General features: G+C 51.2%; 15 protein-coding genes and 1 pseudogene. 6 read left to right on the top strand and 10 right to left on the bottom strand.

Annotation, left to right across the window (positions count from 1 at the left end; all coding sequences use genetic code 11):
• The first annotated feature begins 67 nt into the window (after positions 1–67).
• Positions 68–934: an LLM class flavin-dependent oxidoreductase gene (locus tag JK199_RS16100; RefSeq protein ID WP_212377509.1), complete on the top strand. Its 867-nt coding sequence runs from the start codon at positions 68–70 to the stop codon at positions 932–934.
• On the opposite strand, the gene JK199_RS15190 is transcribed toward JK199_RS16100, so the two are convergent.
• The 4 genes from JK199_RS15190 to JK199_RS15175 all read right to left on the bottom strand — a co-directional run bounded on the left by JK199_RS15190 (position 871) and on the right by JK199_RS15175 (position 6,764).
• Positions 871–1,824 (bottom strand): ABC transporter substrate-binding protein, encoded by a 954-nt coding sequence (locus tag JK199_RS15190; RefSeq protein ID WP_212377498.1) that lies wholly within the window; start codon positions 1,822–1,824, stop codon positions 871–873. The genes JK199_RS16100 and JK199_RS15190 overlap by 64 nt on opposite strands.
• Before the next feature lie 21 nt (positions 1,825–1,845).
• The gene (locus tag JK199_RS15185; protein WP_280528607.1) at positions 1,846–4,317 is read right to left on the bottom strand and encodes a TonB-dependent receptor plug domain-containing protein; all 2,472 of its coding nucleotides are present in this window, start codon (positions 4,315–4,317) and stop codon (positions 1,846–1,848) included.
• A 228-nt stretch (positions 4,318–4,545) separates the two neighbouring features.
• A complete protein-coding gene (locus JK199_RS15180) occupies positions 4,546–6,171 on the bottom strand; it encodes a rhodanese-like domain-containing protein (RefSeq protein ID WP_212377492.1) in 1,626 nt (541 codons plus the stop codon).
• Entirely contained in the window at positions 6,168–6,764 is a 597-nt protein-coding gene (locus JK199_RS15175; RefSeq protein WP_212377489.1) for a cysteine dioxygenase family protein, read from the bottom strand. Before JK199_RS15175 ends, JK199_RS15180 begins: the two co-directional genes overlap by 4 nt.
• A gap of 338 nt (positions 6,765–7,102) precedes the next feature.
• On the opposite strand from JK199_RS15175, the gene JK199_RS15170 reads away from it, so the two are divergent.
• The 5 genes and pseudogenes from JK199_RS15170 to JK199_RS15150 all read left to right on the top strand — a co-directional run bounded on the left by JK199_RS15170 (position 7,103) and on the right by JK199_RS15150 (position 12,482).
• Positions 7,103–8,020 (top strand): LysR substrate-binding domain-containing protein, encoded by a 918-nt coding sequence (locus JK199_RS15170; protein ID WP_342356345.1) that lies wholly within the window; start codon positions 7,103–7,105, stop codon positions 8,018–8,020.
• Positions 8,021–8,130: 110 nt separating this feature from the next.
• Entirely contained in the window at positions 8,131–8,817 is a 687-nt protein-coding gene (locus tag JK199_RS15165) for a peroxiredoxin-like family protein (RefSeq protein ID WP_212377483.1), read from the top strand.
• Positions 8,807–9,352, top strand: coding sequence for a flavin reductase (locus JK199_RS15160; RefSeq protein WP_212377480.1), 546 nt, complete (start codon positions 8,807–8,809; stop codon positions 9,350–9,352). The genes JK199_RS15165 and JK199_RS15160 overlap by 11 nt, the downstream gene beginning before the upstream one ends.
• Positions 9,353–9,964: 612 nt before the next feature.
• A complete protein-coding gene (locus JK199_RS15155; protein WP_212377476.1) occupies positions 9,965–11,359 on the top strand; it encodes an NtaA/DmoA family FMN-dependent monooxygenase in 1,395 nt (464 codons plus the stop codon).
• Between the two features lie 64 nt (positions 11,360–11,423).
• Positions 11,424–12,482, top strand: a pseudogene (locus tag JK199_RS15150) (IS3 family transposase).
• Positions 12,483–12,684: 202 nt separating this feature from the next.
• On the opposite strand, the gene JK199_RS15145 reads toward JK199_RS15150, so the two are convergent.
• From JK199_RS15145 to JK199_RS15120, 6 genes are all read right to left on the bottom strand, one after another.
• Positions 12,685–13,686 carry an ornithine cyclodeaminase family protein gene (locus JK199_RS15145; protein WP_212377473.1) on the bottom strand — a complete coding sequence of 334 codons (1,002 nt, stop codon included), beginning with the start codon at positions 13,684–13,686 and terminating at the stop codon, positions 12,685–12,687.
• A 57-nt stretch (positions 13,687–13,743) separates the two neighbouring features.
• On the bottom strand, positions 13,744–15,285 hold the full coding sequence (locus JK199_RS15140) for an aromatic amino acid ammonia-lyase (RefSeq protein ID WP_212377470.1): 1,542 nt from the start codon (positions 15,283–15,285) through the stop codon (positions 13,744–13,746).
• Complete coding sequence (locus tag JK199_RS15135) at positions 15,285–17,630, bottom strand: TonB-dependent receptor (protein ID WP_212377467.1); 2,346 nt, start codon at positions 17,628–17,630, stop codon at positions 15,285–15,287. The genes JK199_RS15140 and JK199_RS15135 overlap by 1 nt, the downstream gene beginning before the upstream one ends.
• A gap of 58 nt (positions 17,631–17,688) precedes the next feature.
• Positions 17,689–19,002, bottom strand: coding sequence for a LysR family transcriptional regulator (locus tag JK199_RS15130; RefSeq protein ID WP_212377464.1), 1,314 nt, complete (start codon positions 19,000–19,002; stop codon positions 17,689–17,691).
• 132 nt (positions 19,003–19,134) lie between these two features.
• On the bottom strand, positions 19,135–19,959 hold the full coding sequence (locus JK199_RS15125; RefSeq protein ID WP_212377462.1) for a phosphate/phosphite/phosphonate ABC transporter substrate-binding protein: 825 nt from the start codon (positions 19,957–19,959) through the stop codon (positions 19,135–19,137).
• Positions 19,956–20,945: a fatty acid desaturase gene (locus JK199_RS15120; protein ID WP_244985216.1), complete on the bottom strand. Its 990-nt coding sequence runs from the start codon at positions 20,943–20,945 to the stop codon at positions 19,956–19,958. Before JK199_RS15120 ends, JK199_RS15125 begins: the two co-directional genes overlap by 4 nt.
• Positions 20,946–20,974: the final 29 nt, after the last annotated feature.

The raw sequence follows: 20,974 nt of genomic DNA, 5'->3' as shown, positions 1-20,974 counted from the left end.
ACAGGTCACTCATCTTCAGTCTCCTCAAGGAGCCTGAATCACATCATGACGCCCATATCAATGGGTCCTGAACCTAGTAGAAGACGCTACTACACTTGATCTGATAAGCAAAAACCGGCTAGAGCTCGGTATTGGCAGTGGTTATGATGAAAGATCATTTCGGGCCTTCGGCGTCAGTTATGAAAATCGGCGCGAAGCAACAACGAAAAAACTGAGAGACCTTCTACATGCTATAGAGGGCCTCCCTTTAGCATCGAATGACGCAATCATTCATCCTCTTGCTCCAGATTTACGCGCACGTATCTGGCAAGCAATATTCAGCGATGAGGGAGCCCGCTACGCCGCTACGCTTGGCACTAATCTTCTCTTAAATCGTGCCACCTATGGCTATGACGAACCCACAGATAAAGTGCAGCTTCCTTGGGCGAAGACCTATCTTGATGCTTGGAGAAATATGCCATCAAACAACGGCAGGAAACCAAAGATTGGAGTTTCACGCTTTATTTTTGCGGCAAAAGATCGTGATACGGCAAAGCAAATCCTGCAGAAAGGTGTCGAACAGATCGTAAACTCCATGATTCAGAAGGGTAAATTTCCACACGGTCTGGATTTCGAAGCAGCTCTGACACGGCTTCACGCCTTTATCGGACATCCTGATGATATCTCCGAAGCACTATCAAAAGAGAAAGTTCTTCCGCACGCGACTGAGATCATTTGCCAGGCCAATCCCGGAATACCAGCTCATGAAGAAACGCTTAGAAGCCTCGAACTGATTGCGACCAGTATCGCGCCCTCACTAGGCTGGGAAATCAACACAGCAGTCGGACCGGGTGGAGCTCTCGGCCGGAAACCGCTAAATTACATTGTTCCTCAACTAAGAAGGGGCGTCATCTTGAGATTGCGCCCCATGGGAACTAGGCCCTGCTTAGCGTAGCGGTCGTTAATATCCTGTAATGTTTCGAGGTCCGTGGCGTCCGGAGGGCGTACCTCGAAATTACGATGAGATAGAACCTTACGAACTATGTCTAAAGGCATATCGTCCCACTGCCGCGAAAGTAAGTCTGCAGTAGCACCAGGATTGCCGCGAACCCACGCAGCGGCATCCCCCAGTATTTCTCTCATGGCTGAAACTGTCTGCGGATAAGCGCGAGCAAATGCTATATCAGCCATGTAGTAGCGGTTGTAGCGCATCCCTGCGGAAGTGCCGTCTGCGAGAAGAACCGCGTTCGGTAAAGCCGTTGCAAAGCTAAAATATGGGTCGAACGTAGCCCAACCATCAATCGCTCCATTGTTGAAGGCTTGGATACAAGCAGATTCAGGGATATAGATCGGATGAACATCGCTGAGGTGCAACCCCACCGCGTCAAGCGTCAGAAGCAGGAAGTCGAACGCGCTACCTGTCTTGCCCACTGCAATCCTGCGACCACGAAGGTCTGCCGCCGACGTTATCCCGCTCTCCTTGTGCACAATAATCCCGAGAGCTTTCGGGCTTGGCCCCTCTGCCGCATAAAGGGCAAGGCTTGGAAAGAGAGGAAGCACAGTTACGGGTACTGCCTCGGCTACGTCGCTGACGTAATCGACGGTTCCGATCTGAGCAGGCGCCGTACTCAATACGCTCCATTCTGGCTCGAAACCTATATCACGAAGGTGCAAATCGATCATATTCCGCTGGCGCGCGACCTGTAAAAGAATTGACGACTTCTGATAGCTAATCCGCAGGGTCGCCGCAGCTCGGGCCGAACGAACGCCCATTATTGGAGATATCATCGCGGCGGCGCCCGCAAATAGCACACGCCGGCCAACGCGGCCCTTAAATTCCAGCATTGAACAACCTTTTCTCTTTCTTCAAAACGAATACCCAACGCGCCCATACCAGTATGAACCTGTCATCGGTATTCCAGATACGGCGGTATCGTAAATCGAGTTTCCATTATATCTCAAAATTAGAGGCAGTTTTCGCGGACGAATATTAAACAAATTGTTTACTCCGATCGTAGCACGCAGCCGCTGAGCGAGAAAATGCCGTGTCACCTCAAGATCCGTCATCCATCGCGGCGAATTCTCAAATTGCTCAAACTGTGTAATCGAATACCGGAGTGCCGCTGGTGCCGCGATCTGGTAGGTCATATTATCTGTCGTTTGACCGTAGCGCGTCTGTCGGATGTTGACATCCCAATTTCCGATCGTCCAAAACGCACTCAAAATAATCTTACTGCGTGGCATAGATGTCGTTAGCCAGCTGATCGCTTGCGCATTTAAGAGAGGATTCTCCATCGTGTCGTTAGACAAATGATGAAGGCGAGTTCTGTTTAAGTCTATTCCAACCGACCATTTCACAGAACCAAAGCCACCAAAATGCGTTATGTAATCGGCATTGATATCTACACCTTGCGTCCGCGTACTGGCTGCGTTGGAAAAGTAGTTTGCTGTTACATTCGTCGACGTAAGGCTTGGCGGAAGGGCAATGCCGGTAGCCTCAATTGCTTCCTCCGCAAGCGCCCCGTTATAATTACCACCACCTAATATCCGATCGCGTATATTGATCTGATACACATCGGCCGCGATGTGTAGACTTTTAAGAGGCTCAAAGACGAGGCCGCCACTCACATTAGTGGTTCGTTCCGGCTTCAACGAGGTAGCACCAAGCAATCTAGCTGCAACGGAATCGGGAGCAAGACTGCCCGCAGCGCCAGTAGGGGTAACGCTAAGGCTGCTGAAATGCTGTTCAGCCAAAGATGGTGCACGGAAGCCGTTGCTGATCGTCGCCCTGAATGCCAGTTTGGAATTGACTTCATAGCGGGCAGAAACTTTACCGCTTTCCGCATTACCGAAGTCTGTATAATGCTCGAAGCGACCAGCAAAATCGAGATCAAGTTTACGAATTGGTGAGTAATCAATATCCACATAGCCTGCCCATACGTTTCGGCCCCACGAACCCGCTGATTGTGGGGTCAGACCCGGTGCTCCTTGAAATCCTCCATCCAGATAACTCGGAGGATTTCCCGACGTAATCTGATAAGTTTCGAGTCTGTGTTCTGCTCCGAAGGCTAGCTTAAGAGGGCGGGATAAAACTTTGAAACCTCTCGTCAGATCAAGGTTATTGGCCCACTGACCATTTCGATATCCTTGCGTAAAACCTTTCGTAGGCGTCCAACCGTAAGCATTATAATAACTGATATTAGCAGTATTGATCGTAGAAAGATGGCTTTCATCAGCGCCGTAAGTGGTGCTCAGACTCCAATGAAATCCACCAAACAGATGATCGCCGCTCAATCCCAATGTCGTTGCGTAGTCGTTTTCCTCGTTGACTTTCGACGGATTAAATCCCCACGGATAAACCTCAGGCAGGATGTTCGGCAGCCGATTTGTCATGTAATCCTCTATATGACGATGCATGTAGGTTATATTTCCAAAAAACTTTATTTCCTGCGTAATGTCTCGTCCGAATGTGAACGCCAGCGATTCACGCGTTTCTTCTGGAGTGCCAAGATTATAATCCTCAGGTCTATAATTCGTACCCGTAACGTAATGGTCTGCGTGATAAATCTGACCACTGAGATGTAGATATCCATTTCCTGAAAGGGCAATACCGCCATCCGCATTCAACTGATAGTTCCAACCATGGCTACCATACAGCGAACTGAACGGGCTGGCACCACTTTGAAAAAATGTGTTAAAACCATGTGTTTTTTTCTTCAAAATAACATTAATAACACCTGCTATAGCATCTGATCCATACATCGCGGCCGCTCCGTCACGCAGAACTTCTATATGATCAATTGCCGAGATAGGAATGGCATTCAAATCCACCGGCGTCGTCCCATGTTCAGCACCAGAATAAGTCGACACCACTCCCGTAGTATGCCGACGCTTGCCGTCAATAAGTACGAGCACCTCGTTACTCGTCAGGCCGCGCATCTGTATTCCTGATACTACGCCTGATCCGGCGGTAATATTACTATTGATAGAAGGGTCCAGGCGCGTAAGGGCATCTGTCACGTCCATCATACCTGTTCGTGCAAGTGCCGCGCCACTAATGATGTCAATCGGGCTGCTACTGTTACGCGCAGTACGGTTAGCGTCCCGCGTACCCGTAACGATAACGGCCTCTCCCGCTGCATCAATGGCGTTTATACTTGACACCTTACGTGAGGCCGTAGTTCTGGCTAATGTAGGAAAACTCTTGGCAGACGTACGCGACGTTGACTTTTCCGAATTACCCTTACGCGGAAAAGATGTTTTGTGCTTCGTGGATACTGCCGCATACACTGTCGTTGTTGGCAGTGTCAGGCTACTAGCTATTAAGAGCAGCGACATGTACCGCATAATTCAAGATTTCCTTGCTAACTAAAACAAAATGCGAATACAAGAATAGTATTCTCGTCTACATTGACTGGTCGTGGATAACCGCCAACTCCTGATATAAAACTCTCCAGACCGTAACGGTGAAGCGCTATCCCAGATTAAACATTGGCTTATAAAGCCATCTGGTAAGCATCTGGCCTCAAAGACGGCAAAGAGACCACAACTCCTTAAGTAGTAACTTCAACCGTTCGCCGAAATTTCTTCTTCCAGAACTCTGAAGCTATGGGTCCCGTCTCTTTCTAGCTGGGCGACGAGCCCGAATTCCCAGTCAAGATAAGATTGCATGGCCTCAGCGGCATTATCCGTCCCCTCGTAAGGGCGCTTATAAACATCATTAGGCGCAGAAAGAGCCTTACCCGCGTCCAGACCCGATTCAAGCGCATATCCGGCGGCGTGCCATGCTTGTGTGCCACCTTTGAGGACATGAACTCGCCTTTTTTTCTCTCCGGCCAGGTCCCGTGCCGCCAGATGCGCAGCGATGCCATCTGGAGAAACAAGCACAACGTCATCCGCCGTAAAAAAATCCGAATGCGATACTAGGTCGGGACGGATCACGAAACGTGCGCCCGGAACATGCCCCCTCCGGAACTCTGAACTGGAGGCAAGATCCAGAACGAGAACACCATCGTCCTTAACTCGCTCATGTAACTGCGCCGGAGAAATCGTCGCGACATCTGGCAATGGCCGGAGAAGCATTGGAGATTCCGGCCCCGTTTCGACCGACAATCCTTCCCAGCCCTCAAGAACGTAAACCTCGTTCCATCCCAATTGTCTGAGCCAGTGCGCCGTCATCTGGGCGCGGACCCCGTCATCGTCCGTAAGAACGATGGTCCCATGTCGAACGGCGACCCACTCGTCCGTTGCCTGCACGAGTTGCCCGCCTGGCGCTGAACGAAATCCCACTGGGTGCCCCTGTGCATATTCCTCAGGTGAGCGAACATCCAGCCGGTAAACTGTCCTCACCGGATCTGCCTGCAAATGCTCGAGAACACTTGTAGAAATGCTCCTGACACCTGTCCTTTCCGCCAGATAACTAGCATGAGCACGGGCCACTCCTAGATTCGGCTCCGAAACGCCCCCACCTTTGCGCGCCGCACCGTGTTCAAGTAAAAGCCCTTCCAATGTCCAGCCGATGGTCCCATTGCGAAGCGCAAAGACTGGATTGGGAATTCCAGCATTGACGAGCGATTGGGCTCCAATGATAGACCGGGTCCGTCCGGCGCAGTTCACAATGACAGTTGTTTGGGGAGATGGAGCAATGTCACGAACACGCAATGCCAACTCACCCCCCGGCACCGAACGAGCGCCTGGAATGGACATGACATTGTATTCTACAAACCGCCGCGCATCGAGAATGACAAGGTCACCACCACTTTCAATCCGTTCGTAAACCTCACGCGCGGGAAGAGAGGGCGTGTGGCGGACATGTTCCACTAACTCACCGAAGGCCTTGGATGGAACATTTACATCAATGAAAACCTCGCCTCCAGAGAGTTTCCACCCCTCTAGGCCGCCTTCCAGCGCCGTAACATCTAAATATCCCAGGGACTGGAGCAGACAAACGGCCTTTGCGGTACGCCCTTCGCCGTCATCATAAACGACAACCGGTGCGTCCTTCCGTGGGATCAGAGCACCGATACGCTCTTCAATACGCCCGAGAGGCACGTTGACGGCAAAGAGCGGATGAGCCCCGGCAAACGGTCCTTCCTCCCGCACATCAAGCAGTGCGATTTCTGCACTATCCCTCAACCTTTGCCGCACCACCGCCGGAGACGTAACAGACAAAAGATTTGTAATATTGTTCATGCAGATTTACTCCGTGAACGATCCCAGAGATTGGGGACGTCCTCGCTGGAATATCCGGAAATAAACGTCTTTTCCGCACCACTGCCCAGATCATAGACAGCCCGCGAGACCCCACCGATATTCGCGCCATAGACATGGATGGAAATAGATGTCTGGTCTGGAACCGCGTTCGCAACAACATGATAGTCGTTTACGCCCGGAGCCAGAAACGCAACTTCTCCCGGGTTGAGAAACTCCGTCTCTCCTTGCTCGAAGGTTCCGTCGTCTCGGCGTGTGTACTGCGTTTCGCTCTCTCGCCCACGCAGCATTCCAATCAGCCCCCAAACTCTGTGATCGTGCAAGGGTGTCTTTTGCCCTACCCCCCATACAAAACTCACAACAGAGAAGCGCTCCAGTGGATCACAATGAAGGAGATACTGACTGTAATGTTCCGGATGAGGACGCGTATAGGACTCCGGTAGCCAACCATCACTTGACACGAGCGTCCTTAAAAGTTGCCCCCCCACTTTCTGTATCTGAAGAGTTTGATATGAGGTTTCGAAAAGGCGCGTAAATTCGGAGACGAAGTTCCTCAGTGGTTCAATGGCAGTCATCGATTTTACACTATCCTTAATTGAACGGGGTCGAGTCAGGGACGACGATCTAGTCCCAAAAAGGTTGGAACAAATGAAAGATCCCTAGCGAAGTGTTGGCCGGAGTAGCCGTAATTCTCATGAATTTTCGCAGTAGACCCCACATAGGGTAAGATCAATACCCGGATCTTCGGACGAAAGTATCTCAGAGTGATTACACTTGCTCACCAATCCAACGAATTCGACAGACATACAGCACCCCAAAAACAACGATCATGAATTGTGGTATTGACAAAATATTACGTTTATTTGGTTATATTTCAATCGAGATTCATCAATGTAACAGTTTTAATGGGTAAATGTATGTCATACCTGCAAAATGGAGAGATATAATGTCACACCCGACTCTCCCGCAGAGGATGGCACGTAACGTTCCCACTGAACTCCTGCGATCTTTCGTCGCGATCGTGGAAGCTGGCTCAATGGCGCAGGCGACAGAAACGATCTTTCTCACCCAGTCCGCACTCAGCTTGCAAATGAAACGACTAGAAGACATTCTTCAGCAAAAGCTGTTCCGACGGGACGGACGAAAGCTGGCCCTATCCCCCGCAGGCGAGGAACTCGTTGCCTATGCGCGCCAGCTTCTCGCGCTCAATGACCGGATTATGCACAAACTCGGGCATGTCTCCGAACCTGCCCCGATCACGATCGGACTGGTTCAGGACTTCGCGGACACCATCCTACCTGACGTACTGGCTCATTTCCGCCTCGAACATCCCCGTTGCAGATTGACTGTGAGGATCGGAGGTTCAGCCGAACTGCTGGAAATGTTTGATCGCTCCCGGTTAGACATCGTCCTATGCCTAGGGCAACATGGTGACCGACTAAACACGTCGCAGCGTATCGTGGGGCATGACAGAATGGTCTGGATCGGCGATCCCAGCGTTCTGGACGAGTCGGAACTCCCGCTCGTTTTGCTGGAGCCGCCATGCCGTTTCAGGGAGGTCGCGCTCCGAGCACTCGCCAAGGCGCGCAGGGAGTATCGTATTGTACTAGAGACGCCTCATCTTCCTGCCATGCGAGCGGGTATCCGCAGCGGTCTCGGAGCAACTTGCCGAACGCGTCGCTTCGCCACTTCAGAAGGGCTTTCAGTCCTGCCTAAAGGAATCCTTCCAGATATCCCAGAAATCGAGACAATCCTCGTCCAGAGAAACGGGCTGACAGATGCTGCCCAAGATCTCGCTGAGTTACTAGGTCAGGCCTCGGCGGACCAGTAACCCACAGCCATGAGGAAACGTAATTTCACACTTAAGAAAAACTCTTTGGAAACCGTATCTACTTCTCCCGCATGGTGCATCGACAAGTCCACCTACCGGATAAAGAAAACATGAGCCACCTTCCACCTTCCCTTCAAAGCCGATACGATATTCTTGAAGCTGAGCGACGTAAAACATGGTCTCCCGAAGCACTTGCCGCGAATATCGCGCAACGCGAGACTCTTGTAAAAGAACAGGCCGGGACGCCCCATGTGACGGTTGGTGACGTTCTGACGCCGCACACCTTTACAGATGCGCGAGGAAACATAACCTCGCTAGACGATCTGGTCTCTGACGGTCCAGCGGTTCTCGTCTTTTTCAGATTTGCAGGCTGTCCTGCGTGTAACATCGCTCTGCCCTACTACGCAGAAACGCTGGCACCCGTCCTCAAAGCGGCGAACATTCCTCTCATCGCGATCTCATCTCAACCTTTTCCCGAACTCGACACAATCAGGACGCGTAACGACCTTCCATTCCCAGTGCTGAATGATCTGGGCCTGAGCTTATCTCGCGCGCTGGGAATTACCTATGTGTTCGACGATGCGGCTCGCCAGACGGCGCTCTCAAAAGGTGGCAGCAGCGAAGCACTGAACGGAACGGCTCATTGGGAACTCCCCAAACCCACCGTCCTGATCCTCACTTTAGGCCGGATCGTACGTTTTATCGACATCTGCCCCGACTGGATGCGCCGGACTGAGACACCAGTGATCCTAAAGGCTCTGGGCCTAGAAGATAAAGGCGTTTCCCATGCCGCATGATACCGCGCAGCTGGATTCACAGCGCATCCGCACAAGTCCTTCCGTCAGTCAGGAGGGTTTTCGGGATGCCATGAGTTTGCTCGGTGCGCCTGTCGTTCTGGTAACGACGGCTGGCGCTGGTGGCCATGAGGGCCTGACAGTCTCAGCCATCACTAGCGTGAGCGACACTCCGCCAACTATTCTTGTCTGCCTTAACAGAAGCAATCGGTCACATCAGGCTTTTCTGAAGAATGGCATTGTCGGAATCAGTATCCTATCCCCCGAACATCACAATCTAGCCCTGGTCTTTGCCAGTAGTTCCATTGAGTCCACTGAGAAATTCGCCCAAGGCGACTGGACAACAGATGTGACGGGCGCGCCCCTTCTCAATGATGCACTTGTCACGCTCGATTGCGAGATCGAAGTCATACATAGCACGGGTACACACGATGTTCTATTTTGTGCCGTCAGATCAATTTCTACAAGAGTAGATGCGGCTCACGGACTCGCCTGGTTCTCCCGTAGATTTCACCATCTGCCCGTCAACCGGATTTGAAGTTTTCAGGTCCATAGTGATGTCCAAGGTCTTCACATCATTGACGGGTCTCCGCCCAGTGCTGCCCACGCATAGCGCAACGATGCTCCAACGCAGTCATGAATCGCATGGACATGAAGGGTTCTAAAAGTCTCTATTTTTGATCTTCCAGTATTCACAATATTCATGGGTTACGACTTTCACACACAAGTGAAAAGATGGTTTTCAGAATTCTCCAAAGCACCGCTCTGTTAGTCGATCCGGCAATTCGCGCAATTTGAAAATCCATATCGTGGACTGACGAGTATAGAATTTACACGAAGATTTATATTAAATCGTCTGAAAATGATTATTGTTATAAACAACCTTCTCAATTTACAGTTGGATGGAATATTCATTTTAATAAAAAGCAGAAGACCTACAAAATCGTATATCTCTAGAATAAAGAGACGAACCTTGCTCACCAGGACCACACGCACGCGCAGCATCCTATCGGGCATTGACGATAAGTTATCAGAAATTCTCAATATTGTTTCAGGCGACGCGCGCAAATAACCGGTATCGCCACATATAGAGCCGCCCTCCCCAACCACGATATGATCTTAACGGACTCTGAGCATCTGGAGAAAGCCTATGACCCGTCAAAAACTAAAGCTGGGTGCCATTCTGATTGGTGTCGGCGATGCCTCGGTATCTGAACTCTGGCGTGATCCCGCGGTACCGCTTGATGCCAGCGTTGATATCAACTGGTACACAAGTCAGGCACGTGAGGCTGAGGAGGCGAAATTCGATTTCGTGTTTATCGTTGATAGTCAGTATATTACTCAAAATTTCCCACATCATCACCTCAACCGGCTTGAGCCGCTGACGTTGCTTTCCGCAGTCGCTATGGTCACAAACCGAATAGGACTAATTGCGACGATCAGCACTAACTATAGCGAACCGTTCGAAACTGCCCGCCGCCTCGCGTCGCTTGATCTGATCAGTAGCGGTCGTGCGGGTTGGAATATCGTCACCAGCCAAGATCCGGGTACTGCGAGCAATTTCAGCCGCATCAATCATGGCAATCACGATCAGCGCTACCAGCGTGCTACTGAAGCAGTACAGGTCGTTCAGGGGCTCTGGCAGTCCTATGAGAACGATGCATTTGCCCGTGATCGAACTGCGCCACATTTCCTTGATCCAGCTAAACTGCATCGCCTCGATCATCAAGGTAAATTCTTCTCAGTGACTGGTCCTCTCAACATACAACGCTCACAGCAGGGTCAACCGCCCCTCGTCCAAGCTGGCACATCAGCACAAGGACGCGAGCTCAGCGCCCAATATAGCGACCTCGTGTTCAGTTTCGCCCGTACGCAGGAGGAAGCGCTGGAGCTCGCACGAGACGTTCGTGCCCGCGCTACGAGGTATGATCGGCATCAAAATGAGATCCTCTTTTTTCCTGCTGTTAGCGTTACAATTGGTGATACAGATGAGGAGGCCCAGCGCATCGCTAACGCGCGCTTTTCGGCTTCCGATATCCAGAGACAGCTAGCTTCTCTCTCACGCCAGTTCGACGGTCACGATTTCAGCAATTATGATCTTGATGCCACCTTTCCGCTAATCGAACGAAAAAGCGATGCTGGAATTGAGCGTTTCCACATTGAACTTGCCGAAGCTCGTGACACCGGAAAAACGCTAAGGGAGATTTTGCAAGCACAGTGCCTAAGCTGGCTGCAGATCACCGGTTCACCTGAGACAATTGCGGATGAGATTGCCAACTGGTACGTGAACGGCGCAGCGGACGGATTTAACCTTTTCGTCCATCATCCTTCAGATTGGTTTTACTTCCGGAACCGGGTAGTGCCGCAACTCGTTGAACGCGGCATCTTCCGTAACGAGTATGAGACTAAGACATTACGCGGCAATCTAGGTTTGAAAATTCCGGAGAATATTTATGTCCATAATCGAAAGGTTGTGAAGATGAGAAGGTCAAAAAAACTCCGAACTTCTAACCGTCGGACCGGAAATCAAGGTGGCCTGAGCTGAAATGGACGTGTCCCGGTTTAGTTCCGGACCTTGAGGTCCGAAGATGGTATGAAGGAGAATTGGAATGGGACATGTTTACAAAACAGAATTCCGACGCGAGGCAGTGCGTCTGGCTCTGAGCAGCAGTCTGTCGCGCGAACGTATTACCCAAGATCTGGGTATTGGGTCTTCGACATTGAAGACATGGATCCGTGATACGCAGAAGCACGATATTGTGGTTGCTGACGCAACGGATCATACGGCGCTCTTGCGTGAAAATAAGTGATTACGCCGTGAGAACCTTGTGCTGCGGGAGGAGAGGAAGCTGTTAAAAAAGGCGACACAGTTTTTCGCGAGCCAAAGGTCGTGAGGTTTGCCTTTATCGCTCGCTATCATGCGCCACTTTTACGCGAACGGGTCTGCCGCCTGTTTGGTGTCAGCGACCGGGGTTTAAGAGCCTGGCGACGACGCCCGGTCTGTGCCCGCAAAAAACAGGATGACATCCTGATGGTCCATATCCGCACCGTTCACGCCCAGAGCAGGCGAAGCTAAGGACGTCCCCGTATGACAGAAGAACTCAGGGCTGCGGGTCTGTCTGTCGGGCATCGTCGCATTGGACGTCTGATGCGCGAGTATGGCATTCGTGTTGTCAGGACACGACGCTTCAAGGTGACTACGAACAATTCGCACAAGCACAGTATTGAACCCAACCTTCTGGGGCAGGATTTTTCAGCACCAGCGCTTAACCAGAAATGGACATCGGCTGGAACCTTGAGGTCCGTATGACCGTAGATCTTGCCCGACTGCGTTACAGCGCGCCATTGCCTTGCGTCAGCCACCACCAAGCTGCATCCATCATGCGGATCGTGGCAGTCAGTATTGTTCAGAGGCTTACCGGAAGCTACTTTCTGCCCATGGCTTTCTCGTATCCATGAGCAGAAAGGGAAACTACTGGGATAATCCGGTGACGGAGAGTTTCTTCAAGACCTTAAAAGCGGAAATCCTGTGGCGGCAGGCCTGGATGACGCGTCAGGACGTCGAACAGGCTATCACATCCTACATCAATGATTTCTATAATCCGCAGAGGCTGCACTCCGCACTTCAATTGAGAAGCCCTCTGGATTATGAGCGCAACGCCGCTTAACAGATAACCTATGGTCCGGAACTAAACCGGCACACGCCCACTATGACAGATACCCCTCCGCCTTCCTCTCGGCCATCAGCCTCGCAACAACCGTCATCTTCTGGTTATGAATCCTGAGCCTAGTGTCACGGTAACTCCATCATGGCACATCGATGCCGTAGGGAGATCATTTACCTCATCTGGAAGATCCCTCAAATTGTTTTCAAAACTGGAGCTTCTGGCCAATACCAAGTCTGTCTGCCTTGCTCAGTAGAGCGGCACCCAGTGCAATATCAGTAATACTCAACCCGCGGTGCCAGAACAGAATTGTCTCGTCATCATTTTCCCGCCCCGGTAATTTCCCCCCAACAATATCACACAACTCTGCGTAAAGAGTTTCACGCGTGATCTTCCCCTGATCCACGTGCTGACGCAAAGCACCATATGGACGGCCCGGACCACACTGCCCCCAATCATCCACCACCACTTTATCGACCACATCTGTTAGGCTGAGTTCCAGCGCGCTCATGGTGCCGTATGGAACAATCAATGCACCTTTACGAACCCATTCGGTTTTCAGGAGTGGTGCTGGCTCTGGCAGCCGACTGGCCTCGACCAGAATATCCGCTCCATCCAGACAAGCCTCCCATGTTGTTGTAATGGTCACCTTTTTACCCAGATCCTGCTCCAGACGCTGCGCAAAGGCCAGCCGACTTTCTGCCCTACGGGAATGTACACGGATTTCCTCAAAATCAAAGATATAATCAAGGAGTTTTATATTCCAATATGCGGTTCCACGTGTACCAATATGACCAAGTATGCGGCTATTTCTAGGAGCAAGAAAGCGCGCGCCCAGTGCGGTCATCGCTCCTGTGCGCATATCTGTAATCCGTGTTGCATCAATGATAGCCTTGGGCATGCCGGTCACAGGGTCAAACAGATTGAGCACCGCCATCTCGGACGGCAGTTTCTGTTTGTAATTGTTTACAAAATCACCAACAATTTTCACACCAGCCAGACCAAGTGGCTGAATAACACCACGCAGGACATTAAAGTGACCTTTGTCCGAACTCTCGGGCACAAGATGCACACGTGGTTCAACCACCGTCTGCCCATGGGACTGCGCGGCAAGAGCACCAGACACAGCCTCCATGATCTCATGGTCCGTGAGGGCGAGACGGACAACATCTGCACCATTAAGATAGTTGATCTGGACATCGGTCATGTTTGTATTTTCCTGAAAAATTTTTTGCTACGCTGCGCAAACAGGAAGCAGAATTCTCTAGGTATCATCAGCCAGAATGCTGAAGTCTCCCAAAAAATCCGGGTGTTCTATGGCCTGTGTAAGAAGGACTATGTTATCCGCCACCGGCTGCTCCAGAGGCAAGCGGGGGCATAAGGGAGCCAGCCTGTCCATTAACGCCTGAGAGCCGCACCCAAGACGTACAGGGGGTCGCAGGGCAATCGCCCGCGCTGCCACCATAATTTCTATGGCTGTCAGTTCATACATACGCGCAATCAGACGCTGCCCACGACATAGGGCAGGAAAGAGCAGAGAGGCATAATCCTCCACCCGCTCAGCCACGGGTAAAACCATAGGCGACAGGGGCGTCGCATCATGCACAATCTCTGCCACCAGTGCCGCAACCGTTTTTTGCACGGGAGCAAAGCCTGTACCATCTCCCTCTGCTTCAGCCAGAAAGCGTGGCAGACCAGACACTGAGGGAGACATCATCTTAATAACCCGTTCCCCGGTTGCCGCAGCAACTCTGGCAAGGGCCAGATGCAGGCCATCCACCACAACCGCCACATGCGTCGGGTCAAAATTTCCATTCGGGATAATGTTGTCTGTTTCTGCCACAACGGCAGGGTTGTCATCGCTGGAAGATAGTTCAAGGTCAACGGCACGCTGCGCCTGTTGCAGACTTTCCAGCGCAGCGCCTGCGATGGATGCTGCACTGCGGAAGCTGATCGGGTCCTGCAACCGGCGTGCAGATTTCTCCTGATGCAATATTCCCCCATCCAGCAAACCAAGGAGGGCACGACTGGCTTTCGCCTGCCCTGCAGCTGGGCGCAAATGCACACTCTGCGGCTGAAAAGGAGAGAGGTTTGCGCAAAACCCCTCGCATGACAAAGTAAACGCAGCAATATGCGCACGCATGAGCCTGTGGATACTGCCAAGGTTAAGGCAGGCCAGCCCAATGGACGCAGAATTAGAGGAGATAAGGGCCAGCCCGTCTTTGGGCCCCAAAACAGGCAACGACAGCCCCACCTGCGCAAACGCCTCAACCCCCGAGACCCGGCCCCTACCTGCTACGCTAGCATGGCCCTTGCCTGTAAGAAGACTAGCAATATGGGCCATTGGTGCCAGATCTCCTTCACTCAAAGCACCAACAAGCGGAACAACCGGCGTAATATGATTATTGAGCATATCAACCAGCGCCATTGCCACGGCAGGAGAAATACCCGACCTCCCCAGTGCCAGCCGCGCCAGCCTTACAGCCACCATAGCACGGACCTGTGTATCGGTCGCAGCAGGTCCTGTGCCACTTGCACGAGCCCAGAGTACATCATTCTGCTGTGCATGCGCTGTGTTTGGTTGGCGCACTATGTCCACATTAGCGCCAAGCCCGGTACTCACACCATAAATCGTTGTACCCGCAGCAATATGCCGCAACAAGCAGGTATGACCTGACGCGATATGCACCTGTGCCTGAGGCGATAGCAGAACCCTGTGCTTGGCCAGCGCAATACGCTCGATATCAGAAATAGCCGTTTGACCAGGCACCAGAAGAACACTTGGACTGTCAGAATAATCTGCCATTAGAACGCCGTGCTAATTGTGCCAAAAAACTGCCTGGGAGCACCCATAAGGAAGTAATTATAGCCTGTGTTGACAAAATTATTCCCAAGCTCGTTGGTAGTCGCAATATACGTCTTGTTCGCCAGATTATAGATATTGAAGCTAGCATTGATACCTTTAAAAGGCCCTGCATCACCGAAATTATACCGTGCGCCAAAATTCATCAAAAAATATCCCGGCACATGCAGGTCATTTGTGTACGTCAGTTCTCGCCGCGAAATATAGGACCCGTCCACATGCAGGTTAAGGTCGCCCAACTGATAGGCAATATTGGCTTTATACATGAACTGCGGATAATTGGGGACCAGCTTGCCACGGGTCGCCTGCAAGCCATTGGAGGTAACAACGTTCTGGTCATAAGTCGAATGGGCGTACGAAAACGAATTATAGATTGATAACCCATGCACGGGCCGCAGCGTAATGCTGGCCTCTGCCCCGTTAGTTGTAACACCTCCAACATTCTGCACTGCCGTAATCGGATTGATACCCGCCGAGTTTGTAATCAACTGTAAACGATTGGAAAAATTGATCCGGTAAAGGGAGGCCAACGCACTAATATACTGCGAACTAAAACGGTATCCGCCCTCATAAACCCAGTCTGTCTCCGGCCGCAGATTTTTCTTGGTTTCCTGAAACGAGGCCTGAGAGGATGTCCACGGGCTTGCCGAAATATTGGTGGCAAACCCATCCTCTGGAAAAGAACGCATATTATGTGACACATCAAAAAACAGCTCATGATGTGGCAGAAAACGCCAGTTGGCCGAAATCTGGGGCAAAAAGGCATTAGAGGCTTCAAGATGCCCTTGCGCAATAGGTTTGCCATTAATTGTCTGATCCTGCGCCAGAACGCTATTACCGGCGTTCACAATCATGGATTTAAAACCAGCATTGATTTTGAGTGTATCTGTCACACGATAGGTATCTTGCATGTGAAACACAAATGTATTGGACGAAAACGCTTCATGCCATGCGGTTGCGAATATCTTGTCCCCCGGAAAACCGTTTGTGGGGTTACCAAGCGTGCCCTGCCCTAGAAGGGGCGCTTGCGAAAAATAACGGCCGGTTTCAAAGTTTCCGTATTCATACCAGACGCCAGCATTGAGCATATGCCGTGCGACTTTCCATGTTACAGCACTTTCAAACCCGCCACGCGCAACCTGTGGCTGCTGCACCCGCTGCGACAGGGGCGCTCCATTGGGCGAGGCTTTATAGGGTGTTGTCCATGTACTATAGCCTGTATCTGCATGCCCATAAAGGGTGGTTTTCCAGTTCAGGTTTGACGTCAGGTTTTCATCCAGCGTAATTCCGCCTAGGTAGTCCACTCTATTGGCTGTCCCTGCATAATAGGCGGCATCTTTGGGGTCATTTGTCTTGCTGATCTGCGCAGGGTAGGTGCCCTGCGCAGCCTGATAGGCGGCAGTGTAATCAGGGTAATAATTGGATAAACTGGACCCCGCAGTTGATAGCCAGTTTTTGGTCATATCCTGATAATCGAACTGCTGGGTTGAACTCCAGTCAAAAAAGACCTTGAGCGAAGAGTCCCGTGCCAACGGCTGAACGAATTTGGCGTTGACCTGATCGGAGTGATCGTAACCGTGCCCTTTCCAGAGATTGCCATTCAGACGGGCATAAGAAACGGAAAAGCGCGTACCAGATGAGTTGAGGTCACCACTATCCAGACGCGCAAAGGTCCGAAACGTCGAGTTGCTGCCAAATGTCTGGGATACAGCGCCACCACGCTTATGTGACGGGTCCAGAGAGTGGATTTCCACCGCGCCCCCAAGGTTGCTTGTTGATGCAACATCAATCCCCCCTGCTCCCTGAGAGACATTCACACTGCCAATATTGTCGGAAATAATAGCGCGTGTAACGCCAAGTCCATTGTAGTTATTGAACTGCTGATCGCCCAGAGGCACATCATCCAGTGTAAACCCAAGCTGGGACTGGCTGAAGCCACGCATGAATATCTGACTGGAATATTCATATACACCAAATGGGTCAGCAGACTGGTATAAAACGCCCGGCAGTTCGTTCAGCACCTTGAGCGCAGATGTTCCAGGAACACTCTGCTGCATGCTGGCACGACCGATGGACATTGTCTGGCGGGTGGACCCATGCCCAAAAACGGCAATAGATTCTACATTGTCTGCAGTATTTTTCTTTTTTCCATCATTTTTTTCTGCGTGTTTTTCCGGGTCATTTTTAATAACCGCTGGAGCCGTATTGCTTTGAGCATAAACAAACAACGGAGACCCGATCCCGCTCAGAAGGGTTGATACCGTTAAAAAAATACGTGTCTTGACCATAGTGTTTTTCTTTCGTGGGTATAGATGGGTTCTAGAGTTCAATGGAAGGCATGCGCTCTTAACAACATCGCGAACCCGAGCGAACTTCCTGCAATGCCGATGTCAGACGGCTAATGACATCCATATTGCGATAATCGCGCCGCCATAGCAGGCGGGTTGTGCGCGAAAATCGCCTAGGCAACTGTTTGGAAAAAACATTGTGGTATTCAAACGACCCGGCTGGCAAAATGGCACAGCAAATGTTGTCTTCCACAAGCCGGAGCATAAGAGACATAGACTGTGTTTCCAGCACGGCGCGTGGTCGCACGGCTGCACTCTCCAGATATGCATCTGTAAGAGAGCGCATTCCGGTACCAAAGCTTGGCAGCCCCATGGTACTCGCAGCTATAATGCGCGCCGGATTATCATTTAAGGAGATTTTCTGGTCCGTTTTTCCAAAAACCAGAAAAATCGGCGATGTTTCAAAATCAAGAAAATCCAATGTTGTAGGCACATCAACAACATCTACCAAGCCAACATCGTAGGTTTTATCAAGCAGGCCCTCAACAATGGCTGGCACCACAATTGTTGTGATGCTCAGGGACGGTTGATAAGCACGGTTGTGCCAAAGCGGGATAAGCCCGGCCAGCAGGGAGGCCAAAGCACTTTTACTGCTCGATGGAATCATTGCTGCAAACTTAATGTCTTTTACCGCTCGGGAATATCCAAGACTAAGGTTCCGTCTCAGACGATCAAAAAGAAGCGCCGTAGTCTGGCATATGTCCTTGAGTGGCCGCGCAGCAGCAGTCAGTTGTATGCCTGTATGCGTTCTCTCAAAAAGCTGAAAGCCCAGAACAGACTCAAACTTGCCAATCTGGCGTGAGAGTGCTGGCTGTGTAACCGCAAGCCCTTTTGCCGCAGCGGAAATACTGCCCACATCACACACACGCAGGAAGTAAGAGATCATTCTAAACGTTATGCCCGACTGCCTTATTGTCTGCAGGTCCTGTTGGCATAACTCTGCGCCTTCCTCTCTATCCGCGGAAGAGATAAGGCTGAGGCAGGACTGAAGAAAAAGCACTGACGTGCGGTGAAAACTTTCGCCATATGCCGTGGTTGTGGCCACAGCCTCTCGGCCATGGGCATTCCGCAGCAACAAGGGAACCCCAGCGCTCTGCTCAAGCGCATAAACGGCATGATTTATGGTTGTTGAGCTGACGCTCAACTCCGCAGCCGCATCATGCACGGAATGATTGCGAACGAGGCTTACAAAATAGATCAGGGTCGACACTTCCATACCTGCCTCGGTTCCAGCGACGTACTTACGTATGAGAGATGGCGGTTGCGGTGGAACACCGCCATACACGCGCAATATCACAATTTTAAGTGCCATTTATTTAACAACACTTTTACGCTCGCTCATTAAAGCAAATTACGTTTTTCTTTGATAATAAAAAACCAAGAAAAGCATACCCCATGCCTGATAAAGCATGACCGACATACCGCAGCACGGGGCGCGTAAAGGCTACACATAATAATCATACCGAATGGGGAGCATAATAGTCCGCGCCACCGCAGCAACCGTTCGACGGAACGCACTGCGCACATGACGCGAACAAACAAATGGCAACCCCATAGATGGCCTTGTCCAGCCTATAACCCGCAGACGATCAGCCATTATGGGGTCTGCCCGGCGGAACAAGGCCCATGTCCGGCAATCAATTGCGGCAATGTCCGCACTACCGTTAGCAACATGCATGATGGAGGCAAGGTGGCTCCCCGTTACGGTTGTTCTGGAGCAGACATCCAGAGAGGCCCCCAATTCCTGCAAATCACGGACAACAGACAGATAACCGGACTGCGACACGCGATCGTTAAACACAAAGCGCTGCCCGGTCATGGCCCGAACACTATTGAAAGAAGACGTTGGCAAGGCATCCCATGCGTTATGATGCCCACGTAGCACCACGAGTGCACTGCGATAAAAATACCCCTGCCCGCCCGTCAGTCCATCGTAGCTGTTCTGCGCAACAACATGCACAAGTTCGTCCAATCCATGTTGTAATGGTCCCCAGCATGTTTCCCCAAACAACAAGGCCGGGTGCCGCCACAGAACCGAAAGATCCAATTCATCCGGGGGTAAAGATGCAGGATCTGGCGCAATCAGACGCCCTGCGGCATCCCGTATTCCCCCCGGCACGGGCGGAAGATCGGCATTGCGACGGACAAGTACATCTGGTGCGGGCACGCCGTTTTGGCGCAAAGCATCGCGCAACTGAATCCATGTTGCATCCAGCGCACTATGCTCCCGGGTCTGGTCATACATCGTCATGCTGGCAACAAATTTCATGACTGGTGTTTTTCCCCTGACGTTTGTTGCGCAGGGTGCAGCAGCGGTTCCTTGGCGTGCAGCAGATACTGCCGCAGAATTGCGCGATACCCCTTAAAAACGTACCCATGGTTCAAAATCAGCCACGCAGTCCGGTCTGCATAATATAATTTGCGCATCCGAAACCACGGCTGGCCAGGGTAACGATGATGAACACTATGCAGGTTATTAAAAAGGAATAGAAAAGAAAGCAGCGAACCCTCTACAATAATGGTTCTTCCTCCCGTTGCGTCATGCCACCGATGCTCACAAAAGGAGCGCATGCCAATAAGAGATGTCCCAATGTATGCAGGGCCAAGAGCGTAAAGCCAGAATGACATATGGAAGCCACGCGTCACAATGATCGCAACGATCAGAATTGACACAGCGTGAATCACCCATGCCAGCGCCACCCCCCGTGTACGCGCAGCAATACGGCGCATATCCGTGATAAAAAATCGTACACTCCCCAACAACGGCCCCAGCAGCAGACGTCCCAAAAGAGTCTGGTTTATGCTGAGCAAAAACCGATAGACATGTCCCAGCTTTGCCCAGTCATTTCCGTCCCAATAATAACTTTCAGGGTCAGCATGAGGGTCTGTCAGGCGTTCATCCTCATGATGCTGCAAATGGGTCTCGCGGTAACGCCGGTAAGGGTAAGCCAGCCCCAGCGGCAACGCGAGCAGCAACTCATTGCATAGAGCAGATGGCGTTGGATGTGTATGAATGGCCTCATGCTGCAAAGAGGAATGGAATGCTACAACAATCGCCAACCCGGCCAATGCAGCCCATGGGGCTACGGGGTAAAGCCAATACCCCAAGGACCACCAACTGCTGTAACAGAACACAATGGCAATCCATGTGGGCCATTCTGGCAAGGATGCCCGGATAAAAGCCTGCCAGCCTTGATTATACATTTTTTTATGTGTGTTTATTTTGCTCTCCATAAAACACACAATCTTACGCAAAAAATATCTTTTCAATAAGAATTATGTAA

The sequence above is a fragment of the Acetobacter persici genome (genome assembly GCF_018256955.1).
Taxonomy (GTDB): domain Bacteria; phylum Pseudomonadota; class Alphaproteobacteria; order Acetobacterales; family Acetobacteraceae; genus Acetobacter; species Acetobacter persici.
Note: the sequence above shows the minus strand (reverse complement) of the source record. Positions and strands in the feature narration are given on the sequence as shown.